We start from the raw sequence: 24,046 nt of genomic DNA on the forward strand, positions 1-24,046 counted from the left end.
GTGGGTTTCCGACTTCCCATTCCCCGCTACCCATTACCCATCATCCATTGCGGTATCCGAAGAACACGTCCTCGAGGGACGGTTCGCGTACGCGCAGGTCGCGCATGGTGTCGCCGAGGGTGGCGAGCCGTGCCAGGGCGGGCATCTTGGCTTCGCGGGGGAGGCAGATGTGCAGCACGCTGCCGGCCTCCTCGATGCTTTCGATGGCGATGCCTTCGAGCACGCGGCCGACCTGTTCGGCGAGGCCGGCGCCGCCGGCGATCTCGAGGGTCAGCGGCAGATTCATTGCCTCACGGAGCGCCTGCACGGTGCCGGTGGCGCGGATCAGGCCGCCCTCCATGACGGCGAGGCGGTCGACCCGCTCCTGGATCTCGGCGAGGATGTGGGAGGTGAGCACCATCGTCACGCCCTCGCCCTTGAGTTCGCGCAGGATGCGGTAGAAGTCGCGGATGGCGCCCGGGTCGAGGCCGGTGGTGGGCTCGTCGAGGAACAGCAGCCGCGGCGTGCCGAGCAGGGCCTGCGCAAAGCCGAGACGCTGGCGCATGCCTTTGGAGTACTCCCGCACGCGGCGACCGGCGGCGTGGGAGAGACCCACCTTGTCGAGCAGGCCGGCACATTCGCGACGCGGCACAGCTTTCAGGTCGGCGAAGAAGTAGAGCGTCTCGAGACCCGTGAGGTTGTCGTAGAGCACCACGTTTTCGGGTAGATAGCCGATCTTGCGCCGGGTTTCCCTGAAGCGCGGGCCATTTACCGGTTCGCCGTCGAGGCGGATCTCGCCGGAGGTGATGGGGATCAGGCCGAGCATCATCTTGAACAGCGTGCTCTTGCCGGCGCCGTTGTGGCCGATCAGGCCGAAGAGTTCGCCGGGGGCGATCGACAGGTCGACACCTCTGACGGCCTGAACGGTGCCGAAATCCTTGGTCACCCCGCGGGCTTCAACGATAGTGCTTGCCAAGCCAGTTTCTCCAGTCGGAATGGTCGGGGCGCATGCGTGGGTTCTTGTCCACGATGCTGGGGGCGCGTAGCAGCGGAAACTGCTGGGCGATGAGGCGCAGGGTTTGAATGGCCGGGCTGGCGATCAGCAGCTTGACCATCGGGTGGCGCCACGAGAGGCGGTCGACCATGTCGTTGGCCTCGTAGGGCACGTCGCCCAGGCCGTCGCCGTTGCGGTCCCAGCCCACGTAGTTGCTCCAGTGGTTGCCTTCCTTGACGCCCCAGGGCTCGTCGCGGGAGGCCACGTACTTGATCTGCTCCCGGTTCGAGATGAAGTCGTTGCGTTCGACGACGTTGCGCGTCGATCCCGCCCACAAATGCACGCCGACCTGGTTATCGACCACCAGGTTGCCGCGCAGGGTGTTGTATTCGGCGTCGTAGATGAAGAAGCCGCGGGCGTTGCCGGCCACCACGTTGTTCTCGACCACCGCGTCCTGGATGGTGCGCAGCATGATGCCGTGGTCGGAGTTGCCCCAGGCGCGGTTGTTGCGCACCACCTGGTCGCGCACCTCCATCAGGGCCAGGCCGCCCCGGTTGAGGAAGGTGTCGTTGTCCTCCCACAGGTTGTGGTAGGAGTTCATGTAGTGGGTGCCGTAGCGGCTGTGGTGCATCTTGTTGCCGCGGAAGATCGCCTTGTGGGAGACGTCCACGTAGATCGCATCGCGTACGAAGCTGATGTTGTTGCCGATAATGCGCGCGCCGGTGGTGTTGTAGAGCTGGATGCCGTTGCCCCGCTGGGAGGAGTCGAAATCGCGCTTGCCGGTGATGAGGTTGTTCTCGATCAGCACGTCGTCGGCCTTTTCGATCCACAGGCCGAACAGGGTGTAGCTGAAGTCGCAGCGGATGACACGGGCCCGGTGGGCGCCGGGCTGGATGTAAACGCCGGCGTTCTGGGCGCCCAGGTCGCCGCCGGAGTCGGCGACGATGAAGCCCTCGAAGCTCACGTCGGTGGCGACGATGCGCACCGTGTCGCCCTTGCCGCGGCCATCCACGGTCGGGCGATCGACGCCGATGAGCTTGACAGGTTTTTCGATGCGCAGGTTTTCGGGATAGTGGCCGCGGGCGACCCGGATGGTGTCGCCGGGGGCGGCCTGAACAATGGCGGCCTGGATCGACTCACCCGGTTTCACCTGCCACTCGGCGCCGTGGGCACAGCCCGTCACGGCCGCGAAAAGAGCGGCAATGGAGGCGAGGTGGCTAAAGCTGCGTCGTTGCATGGGGGCAGGGCGAGATCTGAATGTGCAACAGTGTGCGGCGAAATGCCGCAGCGGGCCTTGATTCATGTGAATTTGGCGGCCGTGCGCACCTTGGCTCCCGGGCTCAGGCGGCGTCCCTGGCTCGCTTGGCCTCGTTGAGGAGAAAACGCTGGTAGTCGTCGAGGTCGCCGTCGAAGGGCTCGATGCCGCCGCGGGTGACCAGCCAGAACTCGTCGCAGACGGCGCGGAGCAGGGCGCGGTCGTGGCTGACCAGCATAACGGTGCCCTCGAACTCGTTGAGGGCGACGCTGAGGGCTTCACGGGTGGAGAGGTCGAGGTGGTTGGTCGGTTCGTCGAGCAGCAGCAGGTTGGGGCGCTGCCAGACGATCATGCACAGCACGAGGCGAGCCTTCTCGCCGCCGCTCATGGTGCCCACCGGCTGCTTGACCATGTCGCCGCTGAAGTTGAAGGTGCCGAGGAAGCCGCGCAGGTCCTGCTCGCGGCCGGCCACCCAGCCGCTCTTGCCGGCGGCGATGGTGTCCTTGGCGAGGCGGATCATGTGCTCCATCGGGGTGTCCTCGGGGCGCAGCACGTCGAGCTCCTGCTGGGCGAAGTAGCCGATGTTGAGGCCCTTGCCTTCGGTGATCTCACCGCTCACCGGCGCCAGCGTGCGGGCGATGGTCTTGACCAGGGTGGATTTGCCCTGGCCGTTGGCGCCGAGGATGCCGATGCGCTGGCCTGCATGCACCGAGCGGTTGATGTTGCGCACGATGACGGTGGGCGGCGCGCCGGCCGGGGCGTCGGCGGCGGGCGGGTAGCCGGCAGCCACATCGACCATCGCGAGCATGGGATTGGGCAGGTTGGCGGGCTCCTGGAACTCGAAGTTGAACTCGGCATCGGCCAGCACCGGCGCGATCTTCTCCATCCGCTCCAGCGCCTTGACCCGGCTCTGGGCCTGCTTGGCTTTGCTGGCCTTGGCCTTGAAGCGGTCTATGAACTTCTTGAGGTGGGCGATCTTGTCGGCCTGCTTGGCGACGGCAGCCTGCTGCAGCAGCATCTGCTCGGCGCGCATGTCTTCAAAAGTGCTGTAGTTGCCGCCGTAGCGCACCAACCGAGCGTTGTCGATGTGCAGCGTCACGTTGGTGATGGCGTCGAGGAACTCCCGGTCGTGGCTGATCACGATGAGGGTGCCGGTGTAGCGCTTGAGCCAGGCTTCGAGCCAGACCAGGGCGTCGAGATCCAGGTGGTTGGTGGGTTCGTCGAGGAGCAGCAGGTCGGACGGGCACATCAGCGCGCGGGCCAGCTGCAGGCGCATCCGCCAGCCGCCCGAGAAGCTGTTTACCGGTTGCGACAGCTCCGACACCTTGAAGCCGAGGCCGAGCACCAGGGCCTGGGCGCGGGCTTCGGCATCGTGGGCGCCGGCGTCGTGGAGCTCCATGTAGGCGTGGGCCATGCGCATGCCGTCGTCGCTGGCTTCGGCGGCGGCGACTTCTTGTTGCGCGGCCAGCAGCACGGAGTCGCCTTCGATCACGAAGTCGGTGGCGCTCTGGGTTGTTTCGGGCATGTCCTGCGCCACCTGGGCCATGCGCCAGTGGCCGGGGATCGAATAGTCACCACCGTCTTCGTGCAGGCTGCCGTTGAACAGCCCGAACAGGGACGACTTGCCGGCGCCGTTGCGCCCCACCAGGCCGACCTTCTCGCCGGGGTTGAGGGTGACGGAGCTGCGTTCGAGCAGCACTTTGGCACCGCGGCGGAGGGTGACGTTCTTGAGGGTGATCATGGGCGAAGATGGCTGCAGGAAGGCCGCGCATGATAGCCGTCGGGGGGGCCGGCGCCCACGAATATTTGGCTGGCTGCGCGGCCAGCCGTGCTCAGAGCGGCGCCCGGTCGATGGCCGAGAGCGCGGGGTTGACGTCGAAGATCTTGCCATTCACGCGGGGGATGCCGAAGCCTGTGAGGCGGGCGGTGTGCATCGCGAGGTAGGCCTCGGCGCTGGCGCGATCGGCAAACAGGTAGATGCCGCCAGCCTCGGCGGTGGCCGGGTTTTCGGTCCAGATCTTCCAGATCAGGCCGGGCTCATTGGCGATGGATTCGGCGAGGCCCCGGAGGGCTTCGGTCATCGCCTCGCCCCAGGGGCCGGCGAACGGGAAGTCGACTTGCAGGAGGACGGACATGGAAAGACCTTTCTGGTTGATGGGCTATTGCCCGGAGGCTACGCCCGCGCCCCGGGTTTGGCAAAACCTGCCGCGGGGGCCTTGTCATTTGTGGCATCGGGCATACCCATGGGGCGCCGGTAGTGCAAGAATGACGGGGACAATCAAAGGGAGCAAACGTCATGAGCAACAAGCACCGGCATGTTCTTGAAGCGATCTTCCGTGACCCGGTCAGCAGCAACATCCAGTGGCGCGAGGTCGAGTCCCTGCTCACCCACCTGGGGGCGACGGTCGAGCCCGGGCATGGCGCCCGGTTCCGCATCCTGCTCAATCGCCACGAGTTCTTCGTGCATCACCCCCACCACGGCAACGAGTTCGCCAAGCAGGAGATCAAGCACCTGCGGGAGTGTCTGGCGGGGGCGGGGGTCAGTCTGTCGAAGTACGACGAGGAGCGGAAGTGAGCGTGGCGCCGGCCGGTCGTGCTTTTGTTGCGGTGTTTACTCGACCCGGCCGCGCCCGGCCTTGATGGCGCTGCGGCGGGCCTTGCCGTCGAGGCGGCGGGTGACGGCGCCGCGGCTGGGCCGGGTGGGGCGGCGGGCCTTTTGTACGTGTGAGGCGGCATCCACCAGCTCTTGCAGCCTGCGCAGGGCTTCGGCGCGGTTCTTCTCGAGGCTGCGGTGTTCCTGGGCCTTGATGATGATCACGCCATTTTTGCTGATACGCTGATCGCCCAGCGCGAGCAGGCGTTCACGCACGGCCTCGGGCAGGCTCGAGGCATGGATGTCGAAGCGCAGATGGGCTGCGCTGGAGACCTTGTTGACGTTCTGGCCACCGGCGCCCTGGGCGCGGATGGCGGTGAATTCCACTTCGTCTTCAGCGATGGGGTGGGCGGGATGCATGGCTGCACTTTAACGCAGGCTTGCGGTGTGCGGCAGCGCCGTGGCCGGGGTGTCGTGACGAATCGGTTTCGGGAGGGTTGATAGAGATGAGAGTCGCAATCGTGTTGTTGTTGCTTGTCCTGGCCGGTACGGCGGCTTTCGTGACGCTGAACTGGGGGGCGGTCATCACCCCTGTCGATCTGAGCCTGGGGGTGGGCATGGTGAAGATGCCCCTGGGGCTGGTGATGCTGGGGCTGCTGCTGGCGATCACCGCGCTGTTTCTGGTGTTCGTGCTCTTCCTGCAAACGTCGGTGCTGCTCGAAACCCGCCGCCAGGCCAAGGAGATCCGGGCCAGCCGGGATCTGGCCGACCAGGCCGAGGCGTCGCGCTTCACCGAGCTACGCAGCTTCCTCGAGGCCGAGTTTGCGGGGCGGGGCGCGCAGAAGGGGGATTCGGGGGCTTCCCAGGCGGCCGTGCTCGAGCGCATGGAGCGGCTCGAGCAGGGCTTGCGGGTGTTGATCGAGCAGTCGGGCAATGGCCTCGCCGCGCACATCGGCGAGCTGGAGGACCGGCTCGAGAAGGCCAGCGTGCTGCCCGTCGATAGGCGCTGACGGCCTCAGACCTGCAGGATGCCCGCGGTTTTGAGGCCGATGAACAGCGCCGCGCCGATCAGCAGGTTCTTGAAGCTCACGTAGCACAGCATGTCCATCAGCGTGGCCCGGCGGTACAGGCGGCCCCACCAGGGGCCTTCCTTCACGTAGGGCTTGGCGTCTATCCGGACGAATACCTCAAACACGCTCCAGCCGAACCACCAGCCGATAATCGCCCCGGCCGACAGATGGCCGAGGGCCGCCATCACCCACGCCACCGTGGCGGCGATGGCGATCGCAAAGCCGGCGCCCTGGATGGCCTTTTTGGCGGGCTGGCCCTTGCCGGCCCAGGGCCACAGGTGGTCGCGCAGCTCGGCCAGCAGCCAGGCGGGGCCGCTGGCGTCACCGTAGGCGGGCTGGCGCAGTTCGTTGCGGTCGGCGATGGTCATGCCTGGGCTCCTTGGGGTTTCTTGTCCATCGGGACGGGCTTGATGGGGATGAAGTAGCCCTTGCCGTTGATGGCCGTGAGGGGCTGGCCGGCCTTGTCGCGGCGCTTGCGTTCCTGGGCCAGGGGCGGGCAGGCGTGGTCGTCGTAGTACAGCACCATGCAGTCGAGGCACAGCATGCATTCGCGCTGGTCGATGTTGCCCTTGGTGTCGATGGCCAGCGAGCCGCAGCCCTTGGCGCAGGCCTTGCAGCTGGTGCATTCGTCCTTGCGCTTGAGGCCGAACCACCGGAAGGTGGTGGGCATCGCCAGCGCGGCGCCGAGGGGGCACAGGTATTTGCAGAAGGGCCGCTCGATGAAGATCGAGATGCCCAGCAGGCCCGCCGCGAACAGGCTGTAGGGCCAGCTGCGGTTGAGGATGCCGACCAGGAAGGTGGTCTTGAAAGGTTCGACCTCGGCGAGCTTTTCGGCCAGGCCCATGCTGAAGAACGACACCGCCAGCAGCCCGAAGAAGATGGCGTACTTGAGCCACTTGAGCTTGTCGTGGAGGGCCTGGGGCAGGTGGGTCTGGAAGCGCTTGAGGCCGACCGCGCTGCCGAGCTTGTAGAGCAGCTCGGAGAGCGAGCCGAAGGGGCACATCCAGCCGCAGAAGAGTCCGCGGCCCCAGATGAACACCGTGACGATGATGAAGATCCAGAAGATGAAGATCAGCGGATCCGACAGGAAGAGCTCCCATTTCCACTGGAACAGCAGGCTGTGGAACCAGGTGAGCACCTGGGTGATCGACGGCTGGGCCATCGCGTAGAAGCCGACGAAGCCGATGCTCACCACCCAGCCGGTGTACTTGAAGGCGTTTACCGGCCACTTGTTGTGGCGGCTCGAGCGGCGGACCAGCTTGTCGCGGCTGGCGTAGGCAGCCGAGATCACCAGCAGCAGCGTGACGAAGATGCCGATGTCGACGGCCTTGTCCTTCCACACCTTGAGCCAGGTCGGGTCGGGCTTGACGATCTTCGGGCGGCCGCCTTCGAGGTAGGCGTCGGCGAGCCAGTATTCGCGGTCGAAGTTGGCGAAGGTCTTGGCGGCGGTTTCCTTGTCGATCTTGTTGCCCAGGAAGACCAGCTTCCAGGGGAAGGCCCCCGAGAAGCTCTTGCCGCGGATGATGAAGATCGCCGATTCGTCAAAGGCCGGTGCGCCGGCCGCCGAGACGCCCCACAGGTTGAGGTAGTCGAGGTCGCGGAAGGTGAAGGAGTCGCCGCCCTGGCGTACCTGCACCCGGTCGTAAATGCCACCGCGCACGAAGCCGGAACCCTTGAACGAGTCCATGCCGGCCGTCTTGATGATGAAGATGGCGTGCTCGCCCTCCTTCAGGCGGCTCATCAGGCCGGCGTAGCCGTCCTTGCCGAGGATGGCCTGGCCGACGGTGGGCTGGTTCAGATAGCCGAACCAGAGGTCCATGTAGGGCCGGCCGTCGTTCTTGAGGCCGACCTCTTCGGGCTTGACGGTGAGGCGTTGCACGCTGCCGTCCTCGACGAGCTGGGCCCAGCCGGGCGTGGTGGTGGCCGGCGGGAACTTGGCCTGGGGCCGGACCACGGGCTTGAGGATGCCGACCTGCTTGGCCACCTCGCCGCCGGACAGCATCATGACCTGGTTCTGGGCGATGACGGTGACGGTGGCACCGGTGATGGCGTCGAGGCCGATGAGGTTTTCCTCGGGCCGCGACCTGCCGATCTCGATGTTGTCGCCGACGAACTTGCCGAGGTACTGGTTATTGAACTTGATCAGCGCCGATTCGGGGATGCCGAGCAGCAGGATGGGCTCGGAGTGCTTGAGGATCTTGACCCCGGAGAACTTGCCGGCGGTGTCCATGCCGATCAGGGTGACCACCGGCTTGCCCGAGTAGGCGGGGATGTCGGTGATGTCGGTGGACAGCATCACGTAGCCGAGGAGCTTCTTCTGGCCGGCTTCGTCGGCGTAGGCCTCGACGTAGGGCGGCTGGCCCTTGCGCTCGGAGAACGAGGTGGCGCCGGGCATCACGTCCTTGCAGGGCGCGTAGTCGCACATCCTGGGCGAACTCGACAGCTCCGGCGGAAGCTTGACCTCGTAGGTGTCGGCGAGGCTGGCACCCGCCAGGGCGAGGCCGGCGAGCAGGGCGGCACCTTGCCGATACAGCCGGCGCAGATGGGAGAGGAGGGGGGACTTCATGGGGGCTCCGATGAATCAGCGTTTCGTGAAATTCTGATATGGCTCGGGGGCGGTGTCCTTAAGCTGGGTCAAGCACCAAAAATTGGCGGTGCGACGTGCCGCGCAGCACCGCCGGAGTTCAGGGGCGCGCCGGGCCGAGCAGGCTGACGACGAGCTTCTCGGTGGCGCCCAGCACCTGTTCGCTCATCTCCATCACGGCGGGGGCGTTCTTCTTCAGCTCGCCCGGTGTACCCGGCTTGCCGGCGGCTCCGTCGTAGTCGGACCAGACCTGGTTGAGGGCTTCCACGGCCCGGCGAGTGTCGGCCGGCAGGGCATCGTTGCGGCGGATCCGCACGAGGTTGGCGGAGAACTCGCTGCGTGCGTAGCTGAGCTCCATCGTCGGTGCGTTCGGGGTCATGAGGCCGCTGTCGCGGTAGAGGTAGAACATGCCGATGCGCTGGGACAGGAGGCGCATCCGGGCGGGCAGGGTGAGCCGGCGGGCGTCCTCGGAGCCGGTGCTGTTGATGGCCATCGCAAGGTGCTGGGTGGCCGTCTGCAGGGCTTCGGTGTCGTCGTAGAGGGCCTTGGCGCCGGTGGCATCGGGGGCGGCGGTGAGGCGGGCGCGTACGCTGCTCCAGCGGGTCTCAACGGCGCTCAGCTTGGCGTGGGCGGTATCGTCCAGCTTGGCAGAGCGCAGGGCGGCGAGGTTCTGGTCGAGGCGCGATACGGATTCGGCGAGCAGCCGGCGGCCAGTCTCTGGGTTTATTCCTTGCTGCACCATCAGATAGGCCTTGGTGGCGCGGGGGGCGAGCATGCGGCTCTGTTCGGCGAGGTCGGCGGTGGTCTCGTGGGTGCTGGCCAGTGCAGCGGGGCTGGTGGCAAGGATGAGAAAACTTGCGGTCAGTGCCGCGGCGAGGTTGGTGGCGAGACGCATCGGAGGGCTCCGGGCTAGCGCTGCCAGAGGCCGGCAGCAGCTTGAAAAAAAGCGGGGAGACGCAAGCGCCTCCCCCAACTACTTCTTCATTTATCGACGTGTTGCTGGGTGCCGATTACTTCTCGACGATCATGCGGGTGCGCATCTCGAGGTGCAGCGCGTGGCAGAAGTGCGTGCAGTAGCACCAGTACACACCCGGCTTGTCGGCCTTGAAGGTGACCGACTTGGTTTCCTGGGGGTTCACGATGAAGTTGATGTCGTACTTCGGAATCGCGAAGCCGTGGGTGAGGTCTTCCACCTTGTCGAGGTTGGTGAGGATGATCGTGACTTCGTCACCCTTCTTGAGCTTGAAGTCGCGCAGGCTGTAGGCCGGGGCCTGGGAGACCAGCTTGACGGTGACCTTGTTGCCCTCGCGGAAGACGCCGGAATCCTTGGCGTCCTTGACGGCGTTGGGGAAGTCATCGACGTTGAAGACCTGGCGGGTCTTGATCTTGTCGCGCTTGACGATGACGAAGTCGTGGGGCTCGGGGTAGACCGGGTGATCGGCCAGCATCACCATCTTTTCGCCGCGGATGTCGATGAGCTGTTCGTTCTCGGGGTGCAGCGGGCCGACCGGCAGGAAGCGGTCCTTCGAGAACTTGCAGCCCACGGCGAGGAACTGGCCACCGGCTTCCTTGGTTTCGCCCATGTCGGTGCTGATGTGGCCCGGCTGGTAATGCACGTCGATGCGGTCGACCACGTACTTGACGTTCTTGTCGCCAGCGTGGAACTTGATCGCGGCGTCGATGTTCCATTTGACGATCTGGCTGTCGAGGAACAGGGTGGTGAAGGCGTTGCCGCGGCCGTCGAACGTGGTGTGCAGGGGGCCGAGGCCGATCTCCACTTCGGCGACGATGCTCTTGTTGACGTCGTCGAGCTTGCCGTCGAGGAACTCCTCGACCTTGGTCAGTTCGATGACGGTGGCGGTGGGCGACAGCTTGCCGGAGCAGATGAAGTACTTGCCGTCCGGGCTGGCATTGACGCCGTGGGGGTTCTTGGGAACCGGAACGTAGCAGGTGAGGGCGGTCTTCGGATCCTTGTTGGCTTCCTTGGTGCCATCCACCACGGGCACCTTGCTGTCGCCGATGGTGACGAACTTGCCATCCTTGATGGCTTTCTCTATGCGGCCCACGTCGAAGAACACGCAGGCGTCCTTCTCGGCGGACATCATGTCCTCGTACTTGGCGCCGCCTTCGGTGTTGTACTGGTTGGCGGCGGCCAGGCGGCCGTTGTAGGAGGTGGCGACGAGGTCCATGTTGCCGTCGACGCGGCACTGCCAGCGCACTTCCATGGTCTCGGAATCGACGCAGGTGAACAGCGTCTTGTACTTGGTCGGGTCGTCCGCATCACGCCCGTCGTTGGGGTGCGGGATGTGGAACTCGTTGCCGCAGAAAACGCGGGTGGTGTGGTTGATGGCCTGATCGACCGGGTCGCGCTTGTCCGGGAAGATGCCGTGGAAGCCCTGGATGTTCGGGATCTCGGTGATCTTGTCGCATTCGAAGATGTCGCCGCGGATCCGCGCGATGCGGCCGTGGATCTTGTCGTTCACAAAGAAGTACTTGCCGTCGTAGGTGCCATCGACGTAGGAGCCGTGGATGTGGTGGGTGTCGCCGGTCTTGTACTTCAGGCTGCCGTCGGCCTTGGTGCCGATGATGGCCTTCGACTCGTTGGTGATGCCCCAGCCGCTCATGCAGTCGATGTTGAAGGTCGGCACGCGCTTGATCTCGCGGCCGGACGGCAGGCCGAGGACGCGCACTTCGCCCGAGTGGCCGCCGGACCACACGCCATAGTAGGTGTCGAGTTGGCCCGGGGCCGGGTGCAGGTTGAGATCTCCGGCGGCGCCATGGGCAGCGGCAGCGGGTGCGGCCGGGGCGCCCGCAGGCGCGGCGGCTGGCGGAGCGGCTTCCTGCTTGCAGGAGGACAGGCCGACCGACAGGCCCGCGCCGGCGAGGCCGGCCAGCGCGGCGGTGTTCAGGAACTTGCGACGGCCCGGAACGAGGTTCTGGTCGTCGTGCTTGATGTCTTCGTTGCTCATTATTGCTCTCCCTTATCCCTGGGCCGAAAGCGTCCATGCCGCCTTTTGCAGCGGCGTTCCAAGACGAAGCAGGGGGGAAGCGGTTGGGCTGCGACACTTTGCCCCTGCGACAATCTGTCGCAGCGGACAATAAGCCGATGTCGGTCGAAAAAAATTGACCGGGGGCAAGAATGTGACCCGTGGTGCGGGTCTGCACGCCGGTAGCTGGCGTCAGCGGCCTCAGGGCCGGGCGGCGCTGGCGGCCTGCAGCAGCACCAGCAGTGCGCCCTCGCCGCCGTCGTGGGGGCGGGCCTGGCAGAAGGCGAGGATGTCTTCGCGCTGGGCCAGCCAGCCGCGGGAGAGGTGCTTGAGCACCGGCAGGCGCCCGGGCGAGCCGTGGCCCTTGCCGTGGATCACGCGCAGGCAGCGACGGCCCTGCTGCAGGGACAGGGCGATGAAATGGGCGAGGCTGCTGCGGGCTTCGTCGCGGGTGAGGCCGTGCAGGTCGAGTTCGCCCTGCACCACCCAGCGCCCGCGGCGCAGGTCGGTGAGCACCCGGCGGGGCAGCCCGACCCGGAGGTAGGCGGCTTCGTCGCCGGTGTCGAGGCGGTCTTCGAAGGTCAGCGGGCTTTCGAGGGCCTCGCGCAGCACCTCACGCTCGTCCTCTTCGCGCTTGCGGGGCAGCGGGGCGGGCAGCGGGCGCTCTACTGCGGCCAGGTTGCGGTCCTTGAGCGGGGCGACCTCGCCGGCCACGTGGCGGAACAAGGCCACCGGGTCGTGCAGCTGCTCGGCATCAATGCGGGCCACGGGGGGCTCGGTCTGGCTCATGGCGCGGATCTGGCTGCTGGCCTGCTGGCGCTGGACGCTCAGGTCGACCCGGTGGAAATCCTTGATCGGGGTGATGTCGCCGAGGGCGGCGCGGAACACCGCGACCGGGTCGTTCTCGTCGATCCGAACCGGGCGCCGCGGGGCTTCGGGTTCGATCTCGATGGTTTTAGGGCGGGGCAGCGGAACCGGCCGGGGGCGGGCGAGCTCGGCGTGGTCGTCGGCCTTGAGGGGCTGGACACGCGCCACCTCACGGCGGAACAGGGTGGCGTCGTCGGGCTCGGCCGGAGCTGGTGGCACGATGATCTTCGGGCGTGACGGGGCCGCCGCCGGAACGCGGTTCTTCAGGCTCTTGAGGGCCTCAAGGCCTCTGGCGTGCTTGTCCTTGCCCATGGCGTGCGATGCGAGGGAATGAATGAAAACGGACCGGGAAGCCCGGTCCGCCTGGGTCTTGCGATATGCCTCAGCCGGCCAGGCCGAGGCTGTCCAGGTAGCGCTCCGCGTCGAGGGCGGCCATGCAGCCGGTACCGGCGCTGGTGACGGCCTGGCGGTAGATGTGGTCCTGCACGTCGCCGGCCGCAAAAACGCCGCGCACGCTGGTGGCGGTGGCGTCGCCGTGACGGCCGCCCTTGGTGACGATGTAGCCGCCTTCCATCTCGAGCTGGCCCGCGAAGATGTCGGTGTTGGGCTTGTGGCCGATGGCGATGAACACGCCCTTCAGCTCGATGTCCTTGGAGGCGCCCGTCTTGACGTTCTTGATGCGCATGCCGGTGACACCGGTGTTGTCGCCCAGGACTTCTTCGAGGGTCGAGTCGAGCTCGAGAACGATCTTGCCGGCGGCGACCTTCTCCATGACCTTATCCACGAGGATGCGCTCGGCCTTGAACTTGTCGCGGCGGTGCACCAGCGTGACCTTGCTGGCGATGTTGGCGAGGTAGAGCGCCTCTTCGACGGCGGTGTTGCCGCCACCGATCACCGAGACTTCCTGGTTGCGGTAGAAGAAGCCGTCGCAGGTCGCGCAGGCCGACACGCCCTTGCCGGAGAAGGCCTCTTCGGACGGCAGGCCCAGATACTGGGCGCTGGCGCCGGTGGCGATGATCAGCGCGTCGCAGGTGTATTCGCCCGCATCGCCCACCAGGCGGATCGGCTTTTCGGCCAGGTGGGTGGTGTGGATGTGGTCGAAGATCATCTCGGTGTTGAAGCGCAGCGCGTGTTTTTCGAAGCGCGCCATCAGCTCGGGGCCCTGCACGCCGTCGGCGTCGGCCGGCCAGTTGTCCACTTCGGTGGTGGTCATCAGCTGGCCGCCCTGGGCGATGCCGGTGATGAGCACGGGGTTCAGGTTGGCGCGGGCGGCATAGACCGCTGCGCTGTAGCCGGCGGGGCCGGAACCGAGGATGAGCAGCTTGATGTGGCGGGTGGTCATCGGTCTGGGTCTCTCTGAAGTCTGGAGCTGGGGTTGGGATTATACGGCGCCTCGGCCGGGGGAGCCGCCGAAATGCGCTGATGGGGGCTGTTAGTGCCCGGTTCGCCCGTCTGTCATTTGGCGTCCCTCAAGTTTGCTTTATACTTGACCGTTGTTAGGCCATGACATCTTCGTCACGTTGCCAAGAACCAATTTAGCGTTTTGCTCAGGAGAGGCCTATGACCGTTACCAGCTCCGTGTCCACGATTGCCCTGCGGACGTTTCCCATTTTCCAGGGTCTGGGCGATGACCGGCTGGCTGCCGTTGCGCGCTGCGCGATGATGCGACGGGTTCCCCGGGGGGCCGCGGTGGTACATGAGGGTGACCGCACCGACTTCGTCTACTTCGTTTTGACCGGCAACCTCAAGGTGATGGTGAGCGACGAGGATGGGCGTGAAGTGATCCTGACCATTCTGGGGCAGGGCGAGATGTTCGGCGAGATGGGCGTCCTCGATGACAGCCCGCGCTCGGCGTCCGTCGTCGCGGTGTCGCCCTCCGACCTCGTCACGATCGCCAAGACCGATTTCAAGCGCCTGATGCAGGACAACTTCGAACTCGCCTGGCACGTGATGTGCAACCTCACCCGCCGCCTGCGCGACGCCGATCGCAAGATCGAAAGCCTCGCGCTGATGGATGTGTACGGCCGGGTGGCGCGTCTGCTCCTCGAGATGTCCGAAGAGGTCGACGGGCTGAAGGTGGTCCGCAAGAAGGTTTCGAAGCAGGATATCGCCAAGATGATCGGCGCTTCCCGCGAGATGGTCAGCCGGGTCATGAAGGATCTCGGCCTGCGTGGCCTGATCGAGGAGACCGACGGCGGCGTCATCCTGCGTGAGAAGATCTACGACATCTGATCACTGAGCCGCTGAGCGGCTCGCAAAGCCTTACAAGTCTCTGACTCGAGCGCCGGGGGTGATGGGAATCCCTGGTTTATAATGAAAGGCGCGGTGCCATGCCGCGCTTTTTGTTTTTGTATCGCTCCGCACCGCGTATCGCTGCTTCTCCCATGCTCAATCGCCCCTCGACCCGCCCGCCACCCCTGCCCGAGAAAATCGCCAGCCTCCTCCAGGAAGCCCGCTGGCTGCTGCTGGGCGTGCTCGCCCTGTATGTGGCGATGATTCTTTTTGGCTATTCGAAGGCGGATCCAGGCTGGTCCCACGCGGTGCTGGTCGACCGGGTGGCCAACCCCGGCGGCCGCTTCGGTGCCTGGCTCTCCGACCTGCTGCTCTACCTGTTCGGGCTCTCGGCCTGGTGGTGGGTGGCCTTTCTCGGGCTGGGGCTGGCGGTGGGGTTTCGGCGACTGCAGAAGCGTTTTGGCGCCGATCATCGCTCCATCCTGGTCGTCGTCCTCGGTTTTGTGACGGTGCTGCTGGCCAGTAGCGGGCTGGAGGCCATGCGCTTCTACTCCATGAAGGCCAATCTGCCCCTGGAGCCCGGTGGTCTGATCGGGATCGAGTTGGGCAACGTGGTCTTCCAGTACCTCGGTTTCACCGGCGGAACCCTGCTGCTGCTCGGCCTGCTGGCCGGCGGTCTCAGCCTCTTTTCGGGGGTGAGCTGGCTGGAGGCGTCCGAGCTGCTGGGCACCGGCCTCGAAAAGCTGTGGGGCGTCGGCAACCGTGGCGTCCAGACCTGGGAAGACCGTCGGGTCGGGCGTGAAGTCGCCGAGAAGCGCGAAGCCGTCGTCGAAACCAAGCGCAAGAAGGATGAGGCCATGGCCCCTGCCTTTGCCGAGCGCCTCGAGCCGGGCTTCGCCGACGTCGCTGCCGCAGTCGATGACGAAGAGCCGCCCATCTTGCGTCCGAAGCCCCCGCGCGCCGAGCCGGCAGTCGCCGAGATCGAGAGGCCGATGCGTGCTGAGCCGGCGGTGGCCGAGATCGAGAGGCCCGTGCGTATCGAGCCGGCGGTGGTCGAGGTTGAACAATCCATACGAGCGCACAGGGAGCGCCAGGCAGCGCTGTTTGTCGACATGGCCGAGGGCCCGTTGCCGCCGTTGGCCTTGCTTGACGAGCCCGCCCACGATGTCGAGCCGCCTTCCCCCGAAACCCTCGAATTCACCTCGCGCCTCATCGAGCGCAAGCTGGCCGACTTCGGCGTCGAGGTGAAGGTGCTGGCGGCCTACCCGGGCCCGGTGATCACCCGTTTCGAGATCGAGCCCGCGGTGGGCGTGAAGGGCAGCCAGGTGGTCAACCTGGTCAAGGACCTGGCCCGCGCGCTGTCGGTGATGAGCATCCGGGTCGTCGAGACGGTGCCGGGCAAGGCCTGCATGGCCCTCGAGCTGCCCAACCCCAAGCGCCAGACGGTGCGCCTCAGCGAGATCCTCGGCTCCCGCGCCTACCACGACATGCACTCGCCCCTTACCGTGGCGCTGGGCAAGGACATCGGCGGCCAGCCGGTGGTGGCCGACATCGCGAAAACCCCCCACCTGCTGGTGGCTGGCACCACGGGCTCCGGCAAGTCGGTGGGCATCAACGCGATGATCTTGTCGCTGCTCTACAAGTCCGAGCCATCCGACGTGCGCCTGATCCTCGTTGACCCGAAGATGCTCGAGCTGTCGATCTACGAGGGCATCCCGCACCTGCTGGCGCCGGTCGTCACAGACATGAAGCACGCCGCCAACGCGCTCAACTGGTGCGTGGCCGAGATGGAGAAGCGCTACAAGCTGATGTCGGCCCTCGGCGTGCGCAACCTGGCCGGCTACAACAAGGCCGTGGCGGATGCCATCAAGGCCGAGGCGCCGCTCAAGAACCCGTTCTCGATCACTCCGGACAGCCCCGAGCCCCTAGAGAAGCTTCCCTACATCGTGGTGGTCATCGACGAGCTGGCCGACCTGATGATGGTGGTCGGCAAGAAGATCGAGGAGCTCATCGCCCGCCTGGCCCAGAAAGCCCGGGCCGCCGGCATCCACCTCATCCTGGCCACCCAGCGCCCCAGCGTGGACGTGATCACCGGCCTCATCAAGGCCAACATCCCGACCCGCATGGCCTTCCAGGTGTCGAGCAAGATCGACTCCCGCACCATCCTTGACCAGATGGGCGCCGAGGCCCTGCTGGGCATGGGCGACATGCTCTACCTGGCGCCGGGCACCGGCCTGCCGACCCGCGTCCACGGCGCCTTCGTGGCCGACCACGAGGTGCATAAGGTGGTCGAGTTTCTCAAGTCCACCGGCCAGGCCGACTACATCGAGGGCATCCTGGTGGGCGCGGAAGAGGAGGGCGGCGACCTGATGGCCAGCGAAGGGGGCGAGGGCAGTGAAGCCGATCCGCTCTATGACCAGGCCGTCGAGATCGTGGTCAAGACCCGCCGGCCGTCGATTTCCCTCGTCCAGCGCCACCTGCGCATCGGTTACAACCGCGCGGCGCGCCTGATCGAACAGATGGAGCGTTCCGGCCTCGTCACGCCGATGGGCGCCAATGGCAACCGGGAGGTCGTCACCCCGCCCCGGGAAGGAGAATGATGCGCCGCACACCCAAGCACACCCTGAGAGCACTGGCCCTGACGCTGCTGCTGGCTGCGGGGTCGGCCCACGCTGACGCCCTGGCGCAGTTGCGCCAGTTCATGGACGGCACCCGCAGCGCGCGGGGGGCTTTTTCCCAGCAGGTGTTCTCCAAGTCTGGCCGCAAGCCCCAGCAGGCCAGCGGCACCTTTGCGTTTTCCCGGCCCGGCAAGTTCCGCTGGGTTTACGAGAAGCCCTATGCTCAGCTTCTGGTGGGCGATGGTAGCAAGCTGTGGGCCTGGGACCAGGAGCTCAATCAGGTCACCACCAAGAAGCTCGGCCAGGCCCTTGGCAGCACGCCGGCGGCGATCCTGGCCGGCGACAACTCCCTCGACAAGAACTTCGTGCTCAAGGACGCCGGCAGCGCCGACGGCCTCGAATGGGTCGAGGCGACACCCAAGGCCGAAGACAGCAGCTTCGAGCGTATCCGAATGGGTTTTGCCGGTGGTCAGTTGAAGGCGATGGTTCTCCACGACAACTTTGGCCAGACCACCGCGCTGCAGTTTGGCCAGATGGAGCGCAATCCTGCCATCGACCCGGCCCAGTTCCGCTTCGTGCCGCCCAAGGGCGCCGACGTGGTGGGCGACTGAGCGGGCGCCATGGCCGACCTCTTCGACGCGCCCGAATCGCCGCGCCTCCCGTTGGCCGAGGCCATGCGGCCGCGCGCGATATCCGAAGTCATCGGCCAGAAGCACCTGCTAGGCCCGGGCAAGCCCCTGGCGCTGGCCTTTCAGTCGGGCAAGCTGCATTCGATGATCCTGTGGGGGCCGCCGGGTGTTGGCAAGACGACGCTCGCCCGGCTCATGGCGAGCGCCTTCGACGCCGAGTTTTCCGCGTTGTCGGCGGTGTTTTCGGGGGTCAAGGACATCCGCGAGGCCGTCGCCAAGGCAGAGGCCGCGCGGGCCCGCGGGCGTCACACGATTCTTTTCGTGGACGAAGTCCATCGCTTCAACAAGGCTCAGCAGGACGCTTTTCTGCCCTACGTCGAGCAGGGCCTGGTGACGCTGGTCGGCGCGACCACCGAGAACCCGTCCTTCGAGGTCAATTCGGCGCTGCTGTCGCGGGCGGCGGTGTATGTGCTGCAGCCGCTCTCTGCCGACGAACTGGCCGAGCTCTTCGAGCGGGCCCGCGCCTTCGCCTGCCCAGACCTGGCCTTCGAGGCCGATGCGCGCGACCGCCTGACTGGCTTTGCCGACGGCGATGCCCGGCGGCTTCTCAATCTGCTCGAGCAGGTGCACACGGCCGCGACAACAGCAGGCATCAATCCGGTCACGCCGGCCTTCATCGACGAGGCGCTGTCGCGCAACCTGCGGCGTTTCGACAAGGGTGGCGAGGCTTTCTATGACCAGATCTCGGCGCTGCACAAATCGGTGCGCGGCTCCGACCCGGACGCCGCCCTGTACTGGTTGTGCCGGATGCTGGATGGCGGTGCGGAGCCCCTTTACCTGGGCCGCCGGCTGGTGCGCATGGCCGTCGAGGACATCGGCCTTGCCGACCCGCGGGCCCTGGAGATCTGCCTGAATGCCTGTTCCACCTACGAGCGTCTGGGCTCGCCCGAGGGCGAGCTGGCGCTGGCCCAGGCGGCCATCTTCCTGGCCTGTGCGGCCAAATCGAACGCGGTTTACAAGGCGTATAATGCGGCCCGCAAGTTTGTGGCCAATGACGTCTCGCGGCCGGTGCCCATTCATCTGCGCAACGCGCCGACCAAGCTCATGAAGAACCTGGGCTACGGCAAGGCGTATCGCTACGCCCATGACGAGCCCGACGGCTACGCTGCGGGGGAGAGTTATCTGCCGGAAGGGATGGGAAGGCCCGGTTGGTATGAACCCGTGGCCCGCGGGCTGGAGGCCAGGATTGCCGAGAAACTCGAGAGGCTGCGCGAACTCGACCGGCTGGCCGAGGCCCACGCAGCCCGCTCAGGCCTTAATGGGAAACCGGATGGCTCGCAATGAAGCGGGCACAGGCGTCACGGAAGCGCTTGGCGCGAGCGCGATCGCCGCGTTCTTCGGCATGGTCCACGAGGTCGAGCATGAACTGGGTGAGCATCAACGTGCCTTCCCGGCTCTGCACCAGCCCGCAGGCGATCTGTGCGGCCGCCGCTTCGGGGATGTCGTGGTGCTCAGCGATGATGGCGACGTCCTCATCGGTGAGGTCGCAGTAATCCAGACAGTCGCGAATGGACAACATGGGTGGTCTCCTTAATGAATCGGTTCAGATGGCACCATCTACGGGCACCTTAGTTTGATTTTGGACTGTGAATCAGGCAAATCAAGAAGAGTTTGATCTGTCGCGGGCTATCGCATTTCTGATCTTGATTGTTGTTGCTAAAAAGACCGGTGCTGCAATGCTGCACTGCAATATAACTGAAACGCCCGGACCATGAAAGCCGGCCAGCACGCCCTGGCAGATTGATGGTGCCGTTTTTCGATTCGATGAAGGATAGACATGCTTGATGTTCAATTGTTGCGCGCCCGCCTGGATTTCGTTGCCGAGCGCCTCGCCACCCGGGGGATGAGCCTTGATGTCGTGGCCTTCCAGGCCCTCGAAGACGAGCGCAAGACCCGCCAGACCCGCACCCAGGAACTCCAGGCCCGCCGCAACGCGCTCTCCAAGCAGGTGGGCCAGCTGAAGGGCAAGGGCGAAGACGCCTCCGCCGTGCTGGCCGAGGTGGCCGGCATCGGTGACGAGCTCAAGGCCAACGAGGCCGCGCTGGCCGAGCTCCTCGAGCGTTTCAACGGCTTCGTTGCGGGCCTGCCCAACCTGCCCCACGAGAGCGTGCCGGCGGGGCGCTCCGAAGAAGACAACGTGGAGGTCAGCCGCTGGGGCACGCCGCCCAGCTTCGATTTCGAGGTGCGCGACCACGTGGACATCGGCGGCCGCCTGGGTGGGCTCGATTTCGAGACCGCCGTCAAGATCTCCGGTGCGCGCTTCACGCTGATGAAGGGTGGCCTGGCCCGTCTGCACCGCGCACTCGCCCAGTTCATGCTTGATGTCCACACCGCCGAGCACGGCTACACCGAGCTCTACACGCCCTACATGGTCAACGCCGCCAGCATGTTCGGCACCGGCCAGCTGCCCAAGTTCGAGGAAGACCTCTTCTCGGTGCCCAAGCCCGATGGGGGCAAGTTCTACCTGATTCCGACCGCCGAGGTGCCCGTCACCAACATCGTGCGCGATGAGATCGTCCCCCTCGATGCGCTGCCCCTCAAGTTTGTCGCCCACACCCCGTGCTTCCGTTCCGAGGCGGGCAGCTACGGCAAGGACACCCGGGGGATGATCCGCCAGCATCAGTTCGACAAGGTCGAGCTCGTCCGCATCGAGCAGCCCGAGAAGGCCTGGGAGGCTCTCGAAGAGCTCACCGGCCATGCCGAGGCCATCCTGCAGAAGCTCGAGCTGCCTTACCGCAAGATCGTGCTGTGCTCGGGCGACATGGGCTTCTCGGCCGCCAAGACCTACGACCTTGAAGTCTGGCTGCCGGCCCAGAATACCTACCGTGAGATCTCCTCCTGCTCCTGCTTCGACGGCTTCCAGGCCCGCCGCATGCAGGCCCGCTTCAAGAACGCCCAGGGCAAGAACGAAACCCTTGCGACCCTCAACGGTTCCGGCCTGGCGGTGGGGCGTACCCTCGTTGCCGTCCTCGAGAACTACCAGCAGGCCGATGGTTCGGTGCGCGTGCCGGCGGTGCTGGTGCCCTACATGGGCGGCGTCACCGAACTCAAGGCGCTGAACTGAGCAAAAATGCTGGGTAGTTTGCAGGCTGCCCGGTTTTCACGAGGCGGGCGGTCGTGTATATTAGAAGTCTCTAATAAAAGGAGCCGTCACCATGAGCAGCAAGTCCTTCGTCCAGATCACGTCCGATCTTTCCAAGGGTATGGAAGCCCTGCGCGCAGAAATCCCCGACACGATGAAGGGGTTTGGCACCATGGCCAAGGAGGCGATGAAGGAGGGCGCATTGACGGCCCTCGAGAAAGAGCTCATCGCCCTCGCCATCGGTGTGTCGGCCCGCTGTGACGGCTGCATCGGTTTCCACGTGAAAGCCTTGATCCGGCTGGGTGTCACCCGCGAGCAACTCATGGAAACCCTGGGCATCTGCACCTACATGGGCGGCGGCCCGAGCCTCATGTATGCGGCAGAAGCCGTGCGTGCCTACGACGAATTTACGTCGCGCACCGCAAAGCCTGCATAAAAGCTTGATTTTTCGGCTGCGGTATATATAATGCTGAGCTTCGAGCGGAAAGGTGGCAGAGTGGTCGAATGCGCCGGACTCGAAATCCGGTGTACGTTTAGGCGTACCGTGAGTTCGAATCTCACCCTTTCCGCCATTGCTTCAAACAGAAACGCCCCGCAAGGGGCGTTTCTGCGTTGACTCGCTGGACGCGAGGAAGCAGGGGTGCCGATGTGAGTCGTGATTTGGCCTTGCTCCGCCTTCCCGCCATTTAGCGGTGGCGAACGCAGCTTTCTTTCTCTCCTGACCCAGGCGAGCGACTCTATCTCGCAGAGTTCAATGGGTCACATCTGGTGTCCGTCGAAATCCGCAGAAGCGAGTTGCCCAGGCTTTGGCCCAAGCCCAGCGAGCGATAGATTAGGACAGGCCTGCGCGCTGCGAAAGCACCGTCAGCAAAGGTGCATCGCAGCGTCTGCGGGCTTCGGCGTGCCCGCGCGGGGATTCGACTGGCGCGGGTCACCCCGGGCACAAGTGCCTCAGCGCGTGCTCTGGCCCTTGTTGCCGGTGATCTCGACCCGGTCGCGCATGGCGATCTGGGTGCGACCGGCGGATAGGTCGGCCGCGTCGGCGACGATGCGGGCGGCCTCGGTAAGGAGCACGTCCTTGGCGCTCTTGCGGGCTTTCTCGGCGGCGAGGTCGGCGGCAAGGCTGCGTTCGCTGGCTTGCAGGCCATCGTCCTGGAGGCTGGCGAGCTTGATGCCTTCGCGGGCCTTGAGGCGGGCTTCCTGTTTTTCCTTTTCCTTGCGGCGCTCGGCTTCGTTGAGCGACAGCGTCTTGGTTTCGCGCAGGCGCTTGAACTCGGCGACGTCCTGGAGCAGCTGCTGGAAGTCCTTGTCCTTCCCGACGCGGGCCTGGTGGCGGCGTTGCAGGTCGGCCACGCGGTCGGTGAGTTTGCCGACGATGCGGTAGTCTGCCGCGGCGATCTGCACCCAGGGCAGGGCGTTGTCGTAGCTGGCTTCACCGAAGCTTTCACTGTCGGCCACCGACGGGAAGCCGATGTCGGGCACGACGCCGCGGAGCTGGGTGGTGCCGCCGTTGATGCGGAAGAACTGGGCGACGGTCATCTTGAGGTCGCCGTAGCGGGGCTTGGTGTTCTTGGCGACTTCGTCCAGGTCGATCATGGTCTGGACGGTGCCCTTGCCGAAGCTTGCCTCGCCCAGGATGGGCGCGCGGCCGTAATCCTGCAGTGCAGCGGCGAAGATCTCGGAGGCGGAGGCGGAGGCGCGGTTGATCAGCACTGCCATCGGGCCGTCCCAGGCCACACCGGCGCGCTCGTCGCTCTCGACGCCGATCTGGCCGTCGGGCCGGCGCTGCTGCACCACCGGGCCCTTGTCGATGAAGAGGCCGGTGAGCTCGACGGCCTCGCGCAGCGAGCCGCCGCCGTTGTTGCGCAGGTCGATTAGGAGACCGTCGACCTTGTCCTTGCGCAGCTCGTCTACAAGGCGGGCCACGTCGCGGCTGGCGCTGCGGAACTCCTTGTCACCGCGGCGGCGGCCTTCGAAATCTTCGTAGAAGGCGGGCAGCTTGATGACGCCGATCCGGCGGGCGGTGAGGCCTTCGCCGAGCTTGATGACCGACTTGCTGGCGGCCTGCTCTTCGAGCTTGATCTTGTCGCGGACGAGGCTGACCTGCTTGTGCTTGCCGTCGGGGCCGGCGTCGGCGGGCAGGATGTCGAGGACGACCTTGGTATCTTTGGTGCCGCGAATCAGCTTGACGGCTTCGTCCACGCGGGAGCCGACCACGTCGGTGATCGGGCTGTCACCCTGGCCGACGCCGACGATGCGGTCGCCCACGGCGAGCTTGCCGGAGCGGGCGGCGGGCCCGCCGGGCACGAGCTCGCGGATGGTGATGTATTCGTCACGCTCCTGCAGCACCGCGCCGATACCCACCAGCGAGAGGCGCATCGAGATGTCGAAATCGTCGGAGGCGCTGCGCCCCAGGTAGTTGGTGTGGGGCTCGATCGACATCGCGTAGGCGTTCATGAACACCTGGAAGACGTCTTCGCTCTTGTTGCGGGTGGCGCGGGCGAGGTAGTTGTCGTAGCGCTTGCCCAGGGTCTCGCGGATGGCTTTATCGTCCTTGCCGGCGAGCTTGAGGCGCAGCCAGTCATTTTTGACGCGCTTCCTCCACAGGTCGCGGACCTCTGCGTCGTCCTTGGGCCACGGGGCTTTATCGCGGGCGTAGGGGTAGCCTTCCTTGACGCTGAAGTCGAAGTCGCGAGCGAGGAGCTCGCGGGCGTCGGTGAGGCGCTCGGTGACGCGCTGCTCGAAGCGCTGGAAGATGGTGAAGGGCGCGCTGAGGTTGCCCTTCAGGATCGCGTCGTCGAGGCGCGTGCGGGCGTCGGCGAAGCTGTCGACGTCGGCCTGGGTGAAGAACAGGCGTTCGGGGTCGAGGGCCTTGAGATAACGGTCGAAGATCTTCTCCGACATCGCGTCGTCGAGGGGCACGCTCTTGTAGTGGTAGCGCCCGAGGATCTGGGCGCTGAGGTAGGCCGTCTGGGCCTGGTCGGCCGTGGGGGCGAGGCGGGGGGCGCCGAGGCTGTCTTGTGCGGCGGTTTGGCCGGCGCAGATGATGGCCAGGGCGGTCCAGATGATTCGTTTCTTCACTCGATGTCTCCACGC

The 24,046-nt window shown here is 65.7% G+C and carries 21 protein-coding genes and 1 tRNA gene; 9 read left to right on the forward strand and 13 right to left on the reverse strand.

Features of this window, described 5'->3' with window-relative positions:
• Positions 1 to 40: 40 nt before the first annotated feature.
• From ZRA01_RS03345 to ZRA01_RS03360, 4 genes are all read right to left on the reverse strand, one after another.
• Positions 41 to 955, reverse strand: coding sequence for an ABC transporter ATP-binding protein (locus ZRA01_RS03345; RefSeq protein ID WP_246093269.1), 915 nt, complete (start codon positions 953 to 955; stop codon positions 41 to 43).
• On the reverse strand, positions 936 to 2,210 hold the full coding sequence (locus ZRA01_RS03350) for a nitrous oxide reductase family maturation protein NosD (protein WP_141349338.1): 1,275 nt from the start codon (positions 2,208 to 2,210) through the stop codon (positions 936 to 938). The genes ZRA01_RS03345 and ZRA01_RS03350 overlap by 20 nt, the downstream gene beginning before the upstream one ends.
• 103 nt (positions 2,211 to 2,313) lie before the next feature.
• Complete coding sequence (locus tag ZRA01_RS03355) at positions 2,314 to 3,969, reverse strand: ABC-F family ATP-binding cassette domain-containing protein (RefSeq protein ID WP_141349339.1); 1,656 nt, start codon at positions 3,967 to 3,969, stop codon at positions 2,314 to 2,316.
• Positions 3,970 to 4,060: 91 nt separating this feature from the next.
• Positions 4,061 to 4,363 carry a monooxygenase gene (locus tag ZRA01_RS03360; RefSeq protein ID WP_141349340.1) on the reverse strand — a complete coding sequence of 101 codons (303 nt, stop codon included), beginning with the start codon at positions 4,361 to 4,363 and terminating at the stop codon, positions 4,061 to 4,063.
• 161 nt (positions 4,364 to 4,524) lie between these two features.
• Between ZRA01_RS03360 and ZRA01_RS03365 the strand changes: the two genes are divergently transcribed.
• A complete protein-coding gene (locus tag ZRA01_RS03365; RefSeq protein ID WP_141349341.1) occupies positions 4,525 to 4,803 on the forward strand; it encodes a type II toxin-antitoxin system HicA family toxin in 279 nt (92 codons plus the stop codon).
• Between the two features lie 36 nt (positions 4,804 to 4,839).
• Here ZRA01_RS03365 and arfB read toward each other — a convergent pair whose 3' ends face one another.
• Entirely contained in the window at positions 4,840 to 5,241 is a 402-nt protein-coding gene (arfB, locus tag ZRA01_RS03370; protein WP_141349342.1) for an alternative ribosome rescue aminoacyl-tRNA hydrolase ArfB, read from the reverse strand.
• 86 nt (positions 5,242 to 5,327) lie between these two features.
• Here arfB and ZRA01_RS03375 point away from each other — a divergent pair, with 86 nt between their 5' ends.
• Positions 5,328 to 5,831, forward strand: a complete 504-nt coding sequence (locus ZRA01_RS03375) for a LapA family protein (protein ID WP_141349343.1) — start codon at positions 5,328 to 5,330, stop codon at positions 5,829 to 5,831.
• Positions 5,832 to 5,836: 5 nt separating this feature from the next.
• On the opposite strand, the gene ZRA01_RS03380 is transcribed toward ZRA01_RS03375, so the two are convergent.
• The 6 genes from ZRA01_RS03380 to trxB all read right to left on the reverse strand — a co-directional run bounded on the left by ZRA01_RS03380 (position 5,837) and on the right by trxB (position 13,671).
• The gene (locus ZRA01_RS03380) at positions 5,837 to 6,259 is read right to left on the reverse strand and encodes a transcription regulator (RefSeq protein ID WP_141349344.1); all 423 of its coding nucleotides are present in this window, start codon (positions 6,257 to 6,259) and stop codon (positions 5,837 to 5,839) included.
• On the reverse strand, positions 6,256 to 8,457 hold the full coding sequence (locus tag ZRA01_RS03385) for a NosR/NirI family protein (RefSeq protein ID WP_141349345.1): 2,202 nt from the start codon (positions 8,455 to 8,457) through the stop codon (positions 6,256 to 6,258). The genes ZRA01_RS03380 and ZRA01_RS03385 overlap by 4 nt, the downstream gene beginning before the upstream one ends.
• 118 nt (positions 8,458 to 8,575) lie before the next feature.
• A complete protein-coding gene (locus ZRA01_RS03390) occupies positions 8,576 to 9,370 on the reverse strand; it encodes a type IV pili methyl-accepting chemotaxis transducer N-terminal domain-containing protein (RefSeq protein WP_141349346.1) in 795 nt (264 codons plus the stop codon).
• 115 nt (positions 9,371 to 9,485) lie between these two features.
• On the reverse strand, positions 9,486 to 11,444 hold the full coding sequence (nosZ, locus tag ZRA01_RS03395) for a TAT-dependent nitrous-oxide reductase (RefSeq protein WP_141349347.1): 1,959 nt from the start codon (positions 11,442 to 11,444) through the stop codon (positions 9,486 to 9,488).
• Positions 11,445 to 11,663: 219 nt separating this feature from the next.
• Positions 11,664 to 12,641, reverse strand: a complete 978-nt coding sequence (locus tag ZRA01_RS03400) for a Smr/MutS family protein (protein WP_141349348.1) — start codon at positions 12,639 to 12,641, stop codon at positions 11,664 to 11,666.
• Positions 12,642 to 12,711: 70 nt separating this feature from the next.
• Entirely contained in the window at positions 12,712 to 13,671 is a 960-nt protein-coding gene (gene trxB, locus ZRA01_RS03405; protein ID WP_141349349.1) for a thioredoxin-disulfide reductase, read from the reverse strand.
• Positions 13,672 to 13,889: 218 nt separating this feature from the next.
• On the opposite strand from trxB, the gene ZRA01_RS03410 reads away from it, so the two are divergent.
• The 4 genes from ZRA01_RS03410 (at position 13,890) to ZRA01_RS03425 (ending at position 19,152) form a co-directional block, all read left to right on the forward strand.
• Positions 13,890 to 14,561: a Crp/Fnr family transcriptional regulator gene (locus tag ZRA01_RS03410; RefSeq protein WP_141349350.1), complete on the forward strand. Its 672-nt coding sequence runs from the start codon at positions 13,890 to 13,892 to the stop codon at positions 14,559 to 14,561.
• A gap of 152 nt (positions 14,562 to 14,713) precedes the next feature.
• Positions 14,714 to 17,161 (forward strand): DNA translocase FtsK, encoded by a 2,448-nt coding sequence (locus ZRA01_RS03415; RefSeq protein ID WP_141349351.1) that lies wholly within the window; start codon positions 14,714 to 14,716, stop codon positions 17,159 to 17,161.
• The gene (lolA, locus tag ZRA01_RS03420) at positions 17,158 to 17,790 is read left to right on the forward strand and encodes an outer membrane lipoprotein chaperone LolA (RefSeq protein WP_307724335.1); all 633 of its coding nucleotides are present in this window, start codon (positions 17,158 to 17,160) and stop codon (positions 17,788 to 17,790) included. Before ZRA01_RS03415 ends, lolA begins: the two co-directional genes overlap by 4 nt.
• Before the next feature lie 9 nt (positions 17,791 to 17,799).
• Entirely contained in the window at positions 17,800 to 19,152 is a 1,353-nt protein-coding gene (locus ZRA01_RS03425; protein WP_141349352.1) for a replication-associated recombination protein A, read from the forward strand.
• Here the strand turns inward: ZRA01_RS03425 and ZRA01_RS03430 are convergent.
• Entirely contained in the window at positions 19,124 to 19,387 is a 264-nt protein-coding gene (locus ZRA01_RS03430) for a hypothetical protein (protein WP_141349353.1), read from the reverse strand. The two genes, ZRA01_RS03425 and ZRA01_RS03430, sit on opposite strands and share 29 nt — an antisense overlap.
• A gap of 258 nt (positions 19,388 to 19,645) precedes the next feature.
• Between ZRA01_RS03430 and serS the strand changes: the two genes are divergently transcribed.
• The 3 genes from serS (at position 19,646) to ZRA01_RS03445 (ending at position 21,522) form a co-directional block, all read left to right on the forward strand.
• Positions 19,646 to 20,932 carry a serine--tRNA ligase gene (gene serS / locus ZRA01_RS03435; RefSeq protein ID WP_141349354.1) on the forward strand — a complete coding sequence of 429 codons (1,287 nt, stop codon included), beginning with the start codon at positions 19,646 to 19,648 and terminating at the stop codon, positions 20,930 to 20,932.
• A 91-nt stretch (positions 20,933 to 21,023) separates the two neighbouring features.
• Positions 21,024 to 21,386 carry a carboxymuconolactone decarboxylase family protein gene (locus tag ZRA01_RS03440; protein WP_141349355.1) on the forward strand — a complete coding sequence of 121 codons (363 nt, stop codon included), beginning with the start codon at positions 21,024 to 21,026 and terminating at the stop codon, positions 21,384 to 21,386.
• A 46-nt stretch (positions 21,387 to 21,432) separates the two neighbouring features.
• Positions 21,433 to 21,522, forward strand: a tRNA-Ser gene (locus tag ZRA01_RS03445).
• Positions 21,523 to 21,901: 379 nt separating this feature from the next.
• Here the strand turns inward: ZRA01_RS03445 and ZRA01_RS03450 are convergent.
• Entirely contained in the window at positions 21,902 to 24,031 is a 2,130-nt protein-coding gene (locus ZRA01_RS03450) for a carboxy terminal-processing peptidase (protein ID WP_170182895.1), read from the reverse strand.
• Between the last annotated feature and the right edge of the window lie 15 nt (positions 24,032 to 24,046).

The organism is Zoogloea ramigera (genome assembly GCF_006539865.1).
Classification (GTDB): Bacteria; Pseudomonadota; Gammaproteobacteria; order Burkholderiales; family Rhodocyclaceae; genus Zoogloea; species Zoogloea ramigera.